The sequence below is a fragment of the Metabacillus malikii genome, assembly GCF_030813355.1.
Lineage (GTDB): Bacteria > Bacillota > Bacilli > Bacillales > Bacillaceae > Metabacillus > Metabacillus malikii.
In genome coordinates this window covers 186,985-201,873 of the sequence record NZ_JAUSUD010000005.1, presented here as the reverse complement: position 1 = coordinate 201,873, position 14,889 = coordinate 186,985, and the positions used below count along the sequence as shown (strand labels likewise).

At 35.8% G+C, this 14,889-nt stretch carries 15 protein-coding genes; 5 read left to right on the top strand and 10 right to left on the bottom strand.

Features of this window, described 5'->3' with window-relative positions:
* Positions 1-528: 528 nt before the first annotated feature.
* From J2S19_RS07695 to J2S19_RS07675, 5 genes are read right to left on the bottom strand one after another with little or no spacing between them, the layout of a single operon-like run.
* On the bottom strand, positions 529-1,893 hold the full coding sequence (locus J2S19_RS07695) for an ABC transporter substrate-binding protein (RefSeq protein WP_307339613.1): 1,365 nt from the start codon (positions 1,891-1,893) through the stop codon (positions 529-531).
* Between the two features lie 23 nt (positions 1,894-1,916).
* Positions 1,917-2,729 (bottom strand): carbohydrate ABC transporter permease, encoded by an 813-nt coding sequence (locus J2S19_RS07690; protein ID WP_307339610.1) that lies wholly within the window; start codon positions 2,727-2,729, stop codon positions 1,917-1,919.
* Complete coding sequence (locus J2S19_RS07685; RefSeq protein ID WP_307339607.1) at positions 2,726-3,661, bottom strand: carbohydrate ABC transporter permease; 936 nt, start codon at positions 3,659-3,661, stop codon at positions 2,726-2,728. The genes J2S19_RS07690 and J2S19_RS07685 overlap by 4 nt, the downstream gene beginning before the upstream one ends.
* A complete protein-coding gene (locus J2S19_RS07680; protein WP_307339605.1) occupies positions 3,658-4,779 on the bottom strand; it encodes an ABC transporter ATP-binding protein in 1,122 nt (373 codons plus the stop codon). The genes J2S19_RS07685 and J2S19_RS07680 overlap by 4 nt, the downstream gene beginning before the upstream one ends.
* Positions 4,780-4,796: 17 nt before the next feature.
* Positions 4,797-5,402 carry a glycerol-3-phosphate responsive antiterminator gene (locus J2S19_RS07675; RefSeq protein WP_307339603.1) on the bottom strand — a complete coding sequence of 202 codons (606 nt, stop codon included), beginning with the start codon at positions 5,400-5,402 and terminating at the stop codon, positions 4,797-4,799.
* 507 nt (positions 5,403-5,909) lie between these two features.
* Here J2S19_RS07675 and J2S19_RS07670 point away from each other — a divergent pair.
* Together J2S19_RS07670 and J2S19_RS07665 are read left to right on the top strand one after the other, a co-directional pair.
* Complete coding sequence (locus J2S19_RS07670) at positions 5,910-6,209, top strand: DUF2089 family protein (protein WP_307339600.1); 300 nt, start codon at positions 5,910-5,912, stop codon at positions 6,207-6,209.
* Positions 6,209-6,499 (top strand): hypothetical protein, encoded by a 291-nt coding sequence (locus tag J2S19_RS07665; protein WP_307339596.1) that lies wholly within the window; start codon positions 6,209-6,211, stop codon positions 6,497-6,499. Before J2S19_RS07670 ends, J2S19_RS07665 begins: the two co-directional genes overlap by 1 nt.
* A 176-nt stretch (positions 6,500-6,675) precedes the next feature.
* On the opposite strand, the gene J2S19_RS07660 is transcribed toward J2S19_RS07665, so the two are convergent.
* Entirely contained in the window at positions 6,676-8,502 is a 1,827-nt protein-coding gene (locus J2S19_RS07660; RefSeq protein ID WP_307339591.1) for an ABC transporter ATP-binding protein, read from the bottom strand.
* Entirely contained in the window at positions 8,483-10,213 is a 1,731-nt protein-coding gene (locus J2S19_RS07655) for an ABC transporter ATP-binding protein (RefSeq protein ID WP_307339588.1), read from the bottom strand. Before J2S19_RS07655 ends, J2S19_RS07660 begins: the two co-directional genes overlap by 20 nt.
* A gap of 290 nt (positions 10,214-10,503) precedes the next feature.
* Between J2S19_RS07655 and J2S19_RS07650 the strand changes: the two genes are divergently transcribed.
* Positions 10,504-10,812: a PadR family transcriptional regulator gene (locus J2S19_RS07650; protein WP_307339628.1), complete on the top strand. Its 309-nt coding sequence runs from the start codon at positions 10,504-10,506 to the stop codon at positions 10,810-10,812.
* Between the two features lie 12 nt (positions 10,813-10,824).
* Positions 10,825-12,012 (top strand): chromate transporter, encoded by a 1,188-nt coding sequence (locus tag J2S19_RS07645; RefSeq protein WP_307339585.1) that lies wholly within the window; start codon positions 10,825-10,827, stop codon positions 12,010-12,012.
* Positions 12,013-12,073: 61 nt separating this feature from the next.
* Here J2S19_RS07645 and J2S19_RS07640 read toward each other — a convergent pair whose 3' ends face one another.
* Positions 12,074-12,457 (bottom strand): hypothetical protein, encoded by a 384-nt coding sequence (locus tag J2S19_RS07640; protein WP_307339582.1) that lies wholly within the window; start codon positions 12,455-12,457, stop codon positions 12,074-12,076.
* Positions 12,458-12,524: 67 nt separating this feature from the next.
* Here J2S19_RS07640 and J2S19_RS07635 point away from each other — a divergent pair, with 67 nt between their 5' ends.
* Positions 12,525-12,944 (top strand): hypothetical protein, encoded by a 420-nt coding sequence (locus J2S19_RS07635; RefSeq protein ID WP_307339576.1) that lies wholly within the window; start codon positions 12,525-12,527, stop codon positions 12,942-12,944.
* A gap of 69 nt (positions 12,945-13,013) precedes the next feature.
* Here J2S19_RS07635 and J2S19_RS07630 read toward each other — a convergent pair whose 3' ends face one another.
* Together J2S19_RS07630 and J2S19_RS07625 are read right to left on the bottom strand one after the other, a co-directional pair.
* The gene (locus J2S19_RS07630; protein WP_307339574.1) at positions 13,014-14,024 is read right to left on the bottom strand and encodes a sensor histidine kinase; all 1,011 of its coding nucleotides are present in this window, start codon (positions 14,022-14,024) and stop codon (positions 13,014-13,016) included.
* Between the two features lie 10 nt (positions 14,025-14,034).
* Positions 14,035-14,736 (bottom strand): LytR/AlgR family response regulator transcription factor, encoded by a 702-nt coding sequence (locus tag J2S19_RS07625; protein WP_307339570.1) that lies wholly within the window; start codon positions 14,734-14,736, stop codon positions 14,035-14,037.
* Between the last annotated feature and the right edge of the window lie 153 nt (positions 14,737-14,889).

Below are 14,889 nucleotides of genomic sequence, written 5' to 3'. Positions count from 1 at the left end.
GAAGGACATTTCTTTCTTCTTCATTATACTTTTTGGTCTTCATCCTTGCCATGAAGGACATTTCTTTCTTTTTCATCATACTTTTTGGTCTTCATACCTGCCATGAAGGACATTTCTTTCTTCTTCATTATACTTTTTGGTCTTCATCCTTGCCATGAAGGACATTTCTTTCTTTTTCATCATACTTTTTGGTCTTCATCCTTGCCATGAAGGACATTTCTTTCCTTTTCATCATACTTTTTGGTCTTCATCCTTGCCATGAAGGACATTTCTTTCTTTTTCATCATACTTTTTGGTCTTCATACCTGTCATAATGGAAACTCGCTTATATTTTTCAGTTTCATCGCATCTATGAAGACGTTTTCACACTAAAGGCTTTCTCATTATCGGTTTCAACGCACCTATGAAGACTAATTCTCTCTGAGTTACTATACCCATTTTCACCTTCGTCACCCAAATGTAAGGTACATGCAGGTGTACAAAATCAATAATGCCCCCTATCTATCATCAATAGGGGGCGTTACTCAGTTAGTTTCCTTGTTTTTTATTAGCTACTTCTAGCGCTCTGTTCGTTTCTTCAGCTGCTTGGTCTAATGCTTCTTTCGGGTCCATACCTTGATAAAGGTTTTCCATTGCTGTTACAACCTTTTGACGTGATTCAGGGAATACAGAGATTAGTGCACCTTGTGTTGCAGTACTTTTCTTTGTCTCTGCTAATTGGTCTACTGTTACTTTTAGCTGCGGATATTTCTCCCACTCTTCTTTTACAATGTCTTGCTCATATGCTGCAGGATTAATTGCAAAATAGCCTGATTTTACATGCCATTCTGCTTGAACTTCTGGTGTTGTTAAGTATTTCATAAACTCCCATGCTGCTTTTTGTTTTTCTTCTTCAATTCCACTAGACATCCAAATTGATGCACCACCGATGATGACACCTTCACGTTCTGAATCATCTGGAATCGGTAAGTATGCTGCTCCAACTTCAAAGTCAGAGTTATCAACCATTGCTTTAATTCCTGCTGAAGAATCTAAATACATCGCAATTTTTCCAGATTGGAATGCTGCACGCATGTCATCCCAGTTTTGACCTACATTATAAAAAGTTCCGTCTTTATGCATTTCACTTATTAAGTTAAACACGTTTAAACCTTTTTCATCATTGAATGTTGCTTTTTCAGCATTTCCTTTACGACCATTTTCATTATCAACATAATGACCGCCTTGCTCCGCTAGCATTTCTTCGAAGAACCAGCCATAGTTTAAAATTGAGAATCCGTATTGACTTGTTTCGCCACCTTCTGCTTTCGTTAACTTTTTCGCAGCGTCTTTCAATTCACTATATGTTAACGGCGCTTTCTCAGGGTCTAAGCCAGCTTCTTTAAACGCATCTTTGTTATAAATAAGAATTGGTGTTGATGAGTTAAATGGCATTGAATATTGCTCACCATCTACCGTATAGTAATTTGAAATATTTTCTTCCCATTGTGATGTATCATACTTATCTTCATCGATGAACTTCTGAACTGGTTGGATTTTCCCACTATCAATCATATATTTTGTTCCGACCTCAAATACTTGCATAATTGTAGGCGCATCTTTTGTTCCTGCTACTGAGTTAAATTTTGTTAATGATTCTTCATATGTACCTTGGAAAATCGGCTTTACTTCAATATTTTCTTGTGATTCGTTAAAGTCTGTTACAATATCATTTAATACAGTCTCTAAGTCTCCGCTCATCGCATGCCAAAACACGACTTCTTGTTTTGATGAAGTGCCCTCTTTCCCGTTATCTGCTCCATCACCTTTTACATCAGAGTTAGAGTCTGTGCTGGAACATGCACCTAAAAATATTAAGAATAATGAAGTGATTAGTATAAGTAGCTTTTTCATAAATGTATTCCTCCTTATTTTGTTTACTTAATTGCACCTTGCGTTAAGCCTTTTTGCAGACGCTTCTGTCCTAAGAATAATAGAAGTAGGGTTGGAAGTATTACGACTACAACTGCTGCCATCACCACCCCCCATTCAGTAGAAATTTCTTGTGATTGCAACTGTTTTAAACCGATTTGTACAGTCCGAACCGTTTCATTATTTGTAACAAGCAATGGCCATAAGTACATATTCCAAGTTGTTAAGAAGCTATAAATACCTAATGTAATGAAGCTTGTCTTCGAAACAGGCAAAACGACATTCCAAAAAAAGCGGAATCTACTTATCCCTGCGACCTGTGATGCCTCATATAATTCTTTAGGAATTGTTTTAAATTGCTGTCTCATTAAAAATGTTCCAAATGCTAGTGCGAAAAATGGAATTGTCAAACTTGTATATTCATTAATCCATCCTAACTTTTGGACTAACAAAAAGTTAGGTACCATCGTCGCCTCCCAAGGAATCATCATCGTTGAAATAAAGAGAAAGAAAATAAGCTCTCTTCCTTTAAAAGGAATAAAGACGAATGCAAACGCAGCAAGCCCTGAAACGATTAATTGTCCGAACATCACGATTGTCGAAACGAAAAAGCTATTCCATAAATAACGAATCAATGGTACTTTTTCAAAGGCCTTAATATAATTATCAAATGTAAACGAGTTCGGTATAATATTGCCTTTTAACACCTCTCCACCTTGCATGAAGCTAATCATAAAGGCGTAAAAAATTGGAAACATCATGACAACAAAAGAAATTGTCAACAGGATATATAAGACGATTTTCTTTGTCATACTCATTGATAATGAACCTTCCTTTCTCCTAGCTTAAATTGCAAAATCGTAAGCACTAAAATACAGAAGAAAAGAATGGTTGCTTGTGCACTCGCAGATCCGACATTGTAATTGACAAATGCATCCTTATAAATGGAATAGACAATGACATTCGTTGATTCAATCGGGCCACCCTTTGTCAAAATATCAATCTGTCCAAACGTTTGAAACGAATTAATCAGTGAGACGGTGATAATAAAAAAGAGTGTTGGAGATAGCATTGGAATTGTAATATGTCGTAATTTATACCAATAGCTCACTCCGGCGATAGCTGCATTTTCGTATAAGTGTTCATCAATGTTTTGTAATCCGCCTAGTAATATAAGAAATGCAAATCCAGTGTTCATCCATATTGTTGAAACCGAAACTGCTATTAATGCAAACTTCGGGTCTAGTAACCACTGAACCTCTGACACTCCTACCAACCCAACAATTTTATTTAATATTCCAATTGTTGGGTTGTACATAAACATCCAAATGACCGATGATGCTGCAACACTCATTCCCATAGTTGATGAAAACATCGTCCGAAAGAACCCAATCCCCTTCACCTTCTCATTTGCAATTAAGGCGAGAAACAGTGCAAGGATAATACCAATCGGTACAGTATAAAAGACAAACAGTAATGTTGCCTTCATACTATTTTGAAAACTTGCTGATTGTAATAAGTATGTGAAGTTTTCCAATCCTACAAATGACACGGGTACGCCTTGTCCATCTGTAAGAAAGAAACTTAAATACAAGGTCCGGAGCATTGGATAGAATAAAAATAGACTAAAAAGTAGAATTGATGGGGCTAAGTAAAGCAATCCTACTATAAAATTTGGTAATTCTTTCTTTCTATTACTAGCTCGGGCTACAGTTTTTACGCTTGACGCTGGGACATCTGGTAAACTCATAGGATAGCCTCCTTAAGAGTGGACTGCTGCTCCTTTTTTTGCTGATGCCAGCGACAAACACCACTATCCTTTTCAAATAAATAGATATCATTTTCATCGATATACAACGGAACCCGCTCACCTATGTCGATATTCCACTGCCCATGCCACTTGGCAATCCATTGTCCATTTCCAACTCCGAAGGTGATAAGTGTTTCTGTCCCTAATACTTCAACATTTACAACATCAGCAAAAAAGCTCATATTCCCGTTTTTAGCGATTTGAATATGCTCAGGTCGAACACCTAAAGTGACTTCATCCCCTTTATGAAATAGATTTGTGACATGTTTATTCAGGAGAATTGAACGGTTATCATCTACTTTTATTGCATCAGCCTCAACAATACAGTCTGCTAGATTCATAGGAGGTGAGCCGATAAAGGATGCTACAAATGTGTTAACGGGCTGGTTATATATCTCAAGTGGTTTACCAATTTGTTGCACTTCGCCATTATGTAAAATCATCATGCGGTCTGCCATTGTCATCGCTTCTGTTTGGTCATGTGTGACATATATCATCGTAATTCCTAATTTTCGTTGGATTTGGCGAATTTCCGATCGCATTTTTGCCCTAAGCTTTGCATCCAAGTTCGATAATGGCTCATCCATCAGACATATCGGTGCATGTGTCACAATCGCTCTAGCTAAAGCAACCCTCTGCCTTTGTCCACCTGAAAGCTGCCTTGGTTTACGACTTAATAATTCTGACAAGCCTAGCATTTCTGCTGCTTCTAGACATCGTTTCTTTTGTTCTTGTTTAGATATTTTCTTAGTATGTAGACCAAACGTGATATTTTGCTGCACTGATAGATGTGGATATAAAGCATAATTTTGAAAGACCATTGATAAGTTTCGTTGGCTAGGTGCAAGCTTATTGGCCAGTTCCTCTCCGATATATAAACTTCCATTAGAAACTTCCTCAAGTCCAGCAATCATTCTAAGCATTGTACTTTTCCCACAACCCGAAGGACCGACTAATACAAAAAACTCACCTTGGTTAATATCAACATTAATTTCTTTAATAACTTTTGTCTTGCCATCGTACGATTTGGAGACATCTTTTAACTCTACGCGCTTCATCCCTTTTCCTCCTTAATTCACTTGCTAATCTGTACTGTCTGTTTAGGACATTGAGCATGCCAAAGCTTCGGTCTGCTCGTCGAAACAGCGACAGCACCATGGTTCAGTGCAGCATCAATATGATCTTGAGATTGAATAAGACCACCTGTTATGATCGGTAAATTTGTATTCCTCTTCAATTTTGCTATCATATCTGGAATGAGTGCTGGCATAATCTCCAATGCATGTGGTTGAATCTCATTGACAACTTGCAGCCCATTCTCAACCGCATCTGTATCTACCAAAAATAGTCTTTGAATCGTGATTAGCCCTTCCTTCTTAGCTAATTGAATTAATGAACTTTTTGTCGTCACAATCCCAGTTGGCTTCACAAACTTAGCGATAAATTTTAACCCTTCCCGGTCAAAACTAATCCCAGGTATCTTTTCTATATGTAAAAAAACAAATCGATTATTCTGTTTCAATAGCTCTACATATCTTTTTATGACACTGATATTACCTGTTAATAGAAATGCAGATTGAATATTTGTTTCTAAAAATAAATCCAAGCTTTTTGGACTTTTTATTGAGGCAATCAACTGATCCTCTTTTAATCGCCTTACGAAATCTTCATAATTATTCATTTCTAACCTCCTGCTATTCACTTTGTCCATCTTGGCTTAGTTCCTATCAGCGTTAGCTTTCAGGTACAAGTGCCCAAAAATATAGGCACTTCTAGACTTATTATTTAAGTTCAAAACAGCCAAAATAAAACCCACAAAAAAACACAGGGTTATATGAAGCTATAATCCTATTTCTTTTGTAGGTTTCTCATGTTCACAACCATATGCTATTCACTTGTCTTGCTCTATTATACTTGTCGAATTTAAAGGAAATATGAAGACTATGTTTAATTTTGTTAATGTATTGTATAGATTTTGTAAAGGCTGCATGGTGTTTGATGGACACTAAGTATTATTCACTATAAATTTAATATTTATATTAATATTATTAAAGTAAATTTGAACATTGTTAAATAATATGTTAATTTATTTATAAATAATATGCTTAATATTTGAATTCGATTAATCTTTATGCACAGTTATTCACAAACTTAATAGAAAAAAATCTTTTGCAAAGGAGCAAAATAAATGGAGGAAAAAGACATACCCGAGTGGGTCGTATCGATGGAAAATGAAGATTTAGAATTCATTAAGAATTTTGTGCTGAATTCTGGTTCATTGAAGGACATAGCAAAAGTATATAAAGTTTCCTATCCAACCGTAAGAATTCGATTAGATAAGGTGATTGAAAAAATTAAATTACATGCCGCTGAAGAAAATGAGGAATTCATTAGCTTTATAAAAAGACTTACAATTGATGACCGGATTAGTTTAGAGGACGCAAAATTAATTATTGAGAAATACAAAAAAGGAAGGAATGGTAAGTAATGAACGAATTATATCGGATTGTCATAATCATTTTAATAATTGCCATCCAAGATATATTGTCTAAACGACAATCTCCCTATTATGGAGCAATTTTGCCTGCTTTACTACCGATCGTTGCTATGTATGTATGGTTTGCTGATATTTATAATGAAAACCTTCTTAAATTTATTCTAATTACGCTAATAGGGGAGCTATTTTTACTAGGGATTTGGAGTAATGGCAGAAAATTTGTAAAGGCCCAAACGAAAAAAGAGTTAGCTAAGATGAAATCACAAGATAGTATTAGATAAGCAGGTATTTAATTTAGTGCAGCTAGCTGTTTTTTGTTCGTTTAGTTATCTCATACAATACAGCTTATAAGTGTGTGGTGGTCTCCTTAGTCTAATGTCTACTACAAGAAACTCACCACACACAGTAGAAACAATCTACTCTCTATTTTAGATGAGTCAGTACCTTTTAAGTCAATTCATACAACTTCGTCACTTTGGCGATATTGCATTTCATGATAAAAGCCCTTCATATCTATCAATTCACCGTGTGTCCCTTTTTCGATTATTTGGCCATCCTTTAGTACAAGAATTTGGTCTGCAGTCTGAATCGTATTAAGGCGGTGGGCAATAACAAAGGTTGTTCTTCCTTCCATTAATCGAGATAATGCTTCTTGAATTTTCAGTTCTGTAATCGTATCGATACTGCTTGTTGCCTCATCTAAAATGAGAATCTTTGGGTTTGCCAGCATTGCTCGTGCTATTGCTAATAACTGCTTTTGTCCGTGACTAATCCCGTTACCATCATCACTGATTTTTGCATGATATTGATTTGGGAGCTTCTCAATAAATGAATCGGCATTAGCAAGTTTTGCAGCTTCAATTACTTCGGCATCCGTTGCTTCTAACCTCCCATAACGAATATTTTCGATAATCGTTCCATTAAATAAAAATGTATCTTGCAGCACAAAGGCCATTTGCTTGCGAAGTTCATCACGGTTAATTTCATTTATATTGATACCATCGATCAAAATCGTTCCAGCATTTGCATCATAGAATCTTGTTATAAGATTGATAACCGTTGTTTTCCCAGCTCCAGTCGGACCAACTAATGCAATTGTCTCGCCAGGAGATGCTTGGAAGCTTATTTTATCTAAAGTTTGTTGCTCATCGCCATCTTTATAAGAAAATGAAACATGATCAAAAACAACTTCACCTTTAGCTTCGTTTAACGTGCTAAGTGAACTTTCATTTTGATCCATTTCTGTTTGTTCATCAAGAATATGAAATACCCTTTCTGCCCCGGCAATCGCTGATAAAAGTGTATTGAATTGATTTGCCAAATCATTTAATGGACGTGTAAATTGCCTCGCATATTCGGCAAATATCACTATGACACCAATTGTAATCATGTCATTCAGTACGAATATTCCTCCAATACCAGCAACAATTGCAAAGCTCAAATTATTTAACATGTTCATCACTTTCGGTATAAAGCCAGAAATTGTTTGTGCCCAAAAACCTGATTTCTTCAGTTGATTACTTTTCGTGATGAATTGGGAAATGACCTTATCCTCCTGGGAATAAGCTTTTATCATCTTTTGTCCAGAGATAATCTCCTCAATATAACCATTTAATTCACCTAAATCCTGCTGCTGTTGTTTAAAAAGCTTTCCTGTTCGTTTTGTAATCCACTTCATCCCGATAACCATTAACGGAATAATCGTCATCGTAATGACTGTTAGAAGCGGACTTAACAACAACATAACAGTAACAGTACCAACTAAAGTCAGAACACTAGAAATGACTTGAATAAATGAACTATTTAAGGTGGAACTCACGTTTTCAATATCATTTGTGACTCGACTCATTAACTCTCCGTGCTGTCGTTTATCAAAAAATGAAATCGGGAGATAATGGAACTTTTTAAATAAGTGTGATCTCATTTCATTGACAGTAAATTGTGATATTCCAATCATCCAATAGTTTTGTAAAAATAATGATAATGAATGAAATACGAATACGACGATTAGGCTGAATAATAGGAAAGTGAGCCCTTCTACTTGTTTTGTCACGATATAATGGTCAATTGTTGTTCCGATTAAATATGGACCTAATAATCCTAAGCCCGAACTGACAATAACCATTAAAAACACAAGGAATAATAGCAATCTTTTCTTCGCTAAATAATCCCATAAACGTTTTAGTGTTGCTAGATTCACTGTTTTTTTAGTTGAGTTTTTTTCGGTAGCCTTATCGAGATTCATTCGTTCATATTGAAAGGGCCTAGTGAGTTGCTTTCGCATGCTTGACCTCCTCTCGTGCTTGGGATTGGCAGATTTTTTTGTATAATGGTGAACTATCTCGTAGCTGTGCATCAGTTCCTTCTGCAATGACAACACCTTCATCGAGAAGCAAAATTTTATCTGCCTGTTGTGCTGTACTAATCTTTTGGGTAATGATTAATGTTGTACATGAGTACTTTTCTAACGCTTTTAATAACCTTTGTTCCGTTTTAACATCTAATGCACTTGTACTATCATCTAGTAAAAGCAGTTTCGGCTTGCGAACTAGTGCTCGTGCAACCGAGAGACGTTGTTTTTGTCCGCCGGATAGATTCACACCTTTTTGACCAATTTTTGTTTGATACTTCTCCGGCAACTTTTCAATCGTTTCATGTATTTGAGAAGCTTTTGCTGCTTCGACTACTTCCTCAAATGTAGCATCCTCTTTACCCCATAGGATGTTTTCTTTTACAGTCCCTGTAAATAAGATTGCCTCTTGTGGAACATATCCAATCTGGTCTCTGAGACTTTTGCTGTTCATTGAATGAATATTAACCCCATCAATGAATATGTTCCCTTCATCAACCTCATAGAGACGAGGTAACAGTTGAAAAAGTGAGGATTTCCCCGAACCAGTACCTCCCATTATTGCAACGGTTGAACCTGAATTTGCTGTAAATGAGATGTCCTTTAAAACAGTTTCCTCTGTACCAGGGTATGTAAATGAAACATGCTCAAATGTTACCCTACCTTCTGCAAGTCTGTTTGTTTTATCAGACCTTTCTTCTACATCATCAATGTCAAGTACTTCGGAGATACGACTTGCTGATGCACGGGAACGTGATAAGAACATGACAATAAAGGAAAACATTGATAACGCAGAAGTTACCCTTAATCCATAGTTAACAATTGCAACAACTTCACCAACTTGGATCGTACCATTCGATACTTGTGTATGACCTGTCCATAGAATAACGATGATGGTAATATTCATAACAAAAAGTAAAATGGGCATTGCTGTTTCAATCGTTCTTAATGCTGTTACAGTTTTATCTCTAAGCTCATTTGTTGCCCTTGAAAACCGATTTATCTCATGGTTTCTTCTAACATACGCTTTAATTAATCTCATACCGACTAGGTTCTCACGAATAACACCATTTACATGATCAAGTTTTGTTTGGACCGTATTAAATAATTTGCTGCCTTTTTTCATTATCCAAATTAGCAGCCAAATAATAATTGGAACAACGATAACGAATACTGCCGCTAACTTTGCATTGACGAAAAAGGACATCATTACTGCACCGATTACGAGAAGCGGCGCTCTTAGCATAATTCTCAAGCCCATAAACAAAGTATTTTGAAGCTGCGTAATGTCATTTGTCATTCTTGTTACAAGTGAAGCAGTCGGAAAGCGATTTAACTGTTCAAAAGAAAAGCCTTGTACTTTTGAAAATAAGGTCGTTCGAATATCAAAGCCAAAACTTTGACTTACATGTGAAGCATAAAAAGAATTAATAATCCCTGAAGCAAATGCAAGTAAGGAGACAGCAATCATAATTCCTCCCCAAACAAGAACGACAGTTAAATCCTCCTTCATAATACCGTCATCAATGATTTTTGCCATTAACAGGGGGTGAATAAGTTCTACAGCTAGTTCAATTAACATTAGCGTTAAAGCGATTGTCATTGGTATACGGTAGGGTGAAAGAAATGAACGAATCTTAAACATATGTATGTCCTCCAAACTATATAATATCGGAATCTATTTTCCCTCGTCCCTACTACCTTTAAGTAGGTCATATCAATTAATTTGTAAGTGTTTTCATGTTAATTTCCATTGCTATTTATAAGTTTACCAATAATCTATTTTTATGCCGAGTAGATTGTCTTATTAATAAGTTTTAGAAGTTACTCATATCCCCTTTAATTGTTCATTAATTCTGTGTTATACTCAATTTGGTTTTCCAATATCGGAATTCGATATTGGAATTAGATATTGAGATGAAGGCGGCGGCAACATTGGATGATAAAGTACTAAGAAAACTTTTTTTAGGATTTATCCATATTCACATTCTTCACCATGCAAAGGAGCATCCTATTTATGGACTTTGGATGTTGGAGGAATTAAAGGAACATGGTTATAGCATCAGTGCAGGCACACTTTACCCTATCCTTCACACAATGGAAACTGATGGTCTACTAGTGCGGGAAGATAAAAATATTGAAGGGAAAATTAGAAAGTACTATACGACTACTGAAAAGGGTGAAGTTGTTTTACAAGAGGCCAGAAAGAAAGCTTATGAACTTTTTAAAGAAATTAGGGAGTAAAGGAGATTTGGTATGAATCAAAAATCAACATTCGCTACATTGTGGGAAATACTACTTATCTCGACACGACTTGGACTCACTTCTTTTGGTGGTCCTGTCGCACATTTAGGATATTTTCACGAGGAATACATTCGTCGCAGAAAATGGATGGATGAAAAAAGCTATGCAGATTTAGTGGCGCTATGCCAATTCCTCCCTGGTCCTGCAAGTAGTCAGGTTGGTATCGGAATTGGAATCATGCGTGGAGGACTATTAGGAGGAATTACTTCATTTATTGGGTTTACTCTCCCCTCTGTTCTTGCACTCATAATCTTTGCAATCATTCTTCAAGGATTAAATATTGATGAACTCGGGTTTATTCACGGATTGAAACTAGTCGCAGTTGCAGTAGTTGCACATGCAATTATTGGCATGGCACAAAAATTAACGCCTGATTTGAAAAGGAAAGCGATCGCTCTACTCGCTCTTGTAGGTACATTATTATGGGAATCTGCATTGACACAAGTAGGTCTAATAATTGTTGCTGGTATTGTAGGATATATTTTGTATAAACGTGAAGCCGCTGACGAGCAAACTCCGCTACATTTTCCAATATCAACTAGGATTGCAACATTTAGTTTAATATTGTTTTTCGGTCTACTGTTTGTACTTCCGCTTATCAATGAATATACTACAGCTAGCTGGATCGCAATGTTTGATAGCTTTTATCGTTCCGGTTCTCTCGTTTTTGGTGGAGGACATGTCGTTTTACCGTTACTAGAAAAAGAGTTCGTACCAACGGGTTGGATGAGTGAAGAAGCCTTTCTTGCCGGTTATGGTGCCGCTCAAGCAGTTCCAGGTCCATTGTTTACATTTGCTGCTTATTTAGGGGCTGTCATTAACGGTTGGCAAGGTGGATTATTAGCAACCATCGCCATTTTCTTACCTGCTTTCTTATTAATTGTTGGTACATTACCATTTTGGAATAAACTCCGTCGCAACCCTAAAGTAAAGGGTGCATTAATGGGTGTTAATGCTGCAGTAGTCGGAATATTAATTGCTGCATTTTATAATCCAATCTGGACTAGTTCAATATTCGCTCCTGTTGATTTTGCCTTTGCTGCGATCCTATTTAGCATGTTAGTTTATTGGAAGCTCCCACCTTGGATTGTTGTTCTAACTGGTGCAATTGGTGGTTATCTAATCATAGGATTCTTTTAGTTATCGTTTGTTGTAATAGGGTGACTGACTCTTTTCACTTATCGTCACCCTATTCACTTTATTAAGACGGCCTTTTTTCGAGAAGAGAAAGGAAGTTATTTCTATAGCAATATAAGAGATAACAATGGAAACATGTCATGACCACTGCTAAAATAAGTAGTGAATGGTCCACGAAGAGGTGCAATAAAAGGATATTTGCAATAATAGGTGTTAATATTGCCAGTGCTAAAGGAAGATAACGATTTATTAAGAGTAATATTCCACAGATAATTTCTAAGCTTTTTTCAGCAACTAATAAGTAATCAAATTCAAACAATGCCATAGCCTGTGGACTCGTTGATATAAATGGTTCAAGTCCAAATATCACAAAGTAACCATTAATACCTGCTGTTAAAAAAAGAATCCCTAAGAAAATACGTACACCATTTAAGAATAACCCCTTCATAAACAGCCCCCCCTTTTCTATTACAATATAAAAATAAACTAAATAATTTCAAAGGTTGTGTAAAAAAATGAGTGAACCCCGTTTTCACATGAAGAAAATCTGGACAGATGCTGATTTTTTCGAAGTTTCTCTCTCAATCCAAGGTAACGATTGTCTAACAAAGATGAATCTATATTTAGACAACCATCAATTAGAGATATTGTGTAGTGGTATTGAAGAAATAACAAATCAATTAGGTCAGGAATTCACTTGGACAAGTGGATCTGCAGTGGCAACATCTACACACTATATAGCACTTCGCTTTTACCTACATGATGTACGTGGAATTATTGGTATCGAAGTAATTCTTAATAACAATGAGGAGCCCCCATATGCTATAAGGTCTACCTTTTATTTATTAGCTGAAATCAATCAACTAGATGATTTATCTCGAAAACTTCAATCATTTATTCGTGGAGATATTGATGAGATACATAGTCTACGATGAATTGGCAGCGGTTTTTTTTATGTTTACTAATCAAGTACTCTCTAGATATTTTCTTCAAAGTCGGGAGGTCTATTCGTCACGCCCGACATCTATTGTTGCATTTTTTATTAAAGGAAGCTTTACCCTTATCGAAAGTTCATTATTTAAAAATTGATAAGTTATTCGACCATTATGAGACTTAACGATATTCGAAATAATATAAGTTCCTAATCCTTGATGATGTCCACCCTTCGAACTTACTTCGAACTTTGTAAATAAATTATCTAATAAACCCTTATCATCAATATATGCACTATTTTTCACTTCAAGAATAAAAATCCCACCATGTCTATCTGTATTCAACTCTAATTTCGCTGTACCAGCCTTGTCAAAGTAGCTTTGCGCAGCTTCAACAGCATTTTCTAGCAAATTTGTAACAAGCTGTACTTGGTGGATTTTACTCAACGGTAACGTTGAAACCGGAACTGTTAGATTGTATGTTGCCTTTACCCCAGCTTGCTCAGCCTGTATTTTATATTTTAGTAGAATTGAAGAAATATGTACTTCTTCCCCTTTAATCGTACGATTTACCTTTTCATAGTCACCAAGCAAGTTACGAAAGTATTGCTTTACTTCATCTCCTGCGTCTTGACCAATTAAATAATCGATTGCAGAGACATGTTTTAAAAAGTCATGTCGTTGACTTCTTATTGTGAGAAAATGCTCATTCATTTCTTTAATTTTCATTTCATATTTCGTAGCTGTATCCTTTTGTTTTACCATTTCAGGGTACCGAAATATGCGATATAGTTCGCCTACCAATATTCCTATCATCGATAACAATTGCACATTAAAATTTACTGACATCACAACAATAGATAAAAAAGTCACTTGTAATAGAGTAATAAAGATGGTCTCATTTCCTGGTAATGTCTTTAACAGGATTGGCAATTGTTTTAATTTCTCCCTATAGTAAACTGCTAAACTTAACGTTACTCCCAGTAGTATAAAGCTTACTATTTGCGGGTTTCGATAGATTATCGTAAACCAACTAGCTACATGAATAAGTACAATAATAACGGTATAGTATGAATTTTTCACGTTGATTCCCCTAGTTATAAAACTGGTCTTGAAGTTTATCTAGACTAGCCTTTGTAATAATAGCTGTATTCTTTGTTCCTTGAAAATGGACAGTATACGAATTTTTCGTATATAAGGAGAAATTTTTTACGAAATGGATATTAATTATAAAACCTCGATGTGACCGAACAAAATGGGACCCGGCTAAAGCCACCTCTAATTCATTCAAGGTTTGATATGTTGTATAGTCACCTTCATACGTATATATAGTCGTTGTTCTACCAGTCCGCTCAATATACACGATTTTTTTCTTATCGATAAAGGTTATTTCTGATTTGTTTTTTAAAACTAGCTTTGTTTTATCCGTGACATCTGATTTTTTCTTCAAACGCCGTACTCCTTTTATTAACCGTTCCTTTGAATACGGCTTCATAATGTAGTCAAGCACATCAAGCTCAAAGGCGTGCACAGCATATCCGCTATGGCCTGTGACGAAAATAACCTTTATATCCATGGCATAGCTATGAATAAAGTCAGCGAGCTCATATCCTGATAATGCCGGCATTTCAATGTCGGTAATGAGTAAATCAATATCCGCTTCTTTAATCAGTTTGTATGCTTCTTCAGAATCATTCGTTGCAAATACAACTTCAATATCCACTTCCATCTTCAGTGTAATCATCAGTTTTTCTAAATCATATTTCTGGTCATCTACTAATCCAACCTTAATCATTGTTCCACTCGTCTCACATTATAATTTATCAATAGTTTATCATGTTCATGATAAGATTTGGCATTTTCGTGACAAAAAAGGGAAGTTTCACGACAAGATCGATGTATTCAAACATTGAATTAATTATGATAAAGACAGTTAAAAGAACGAAGG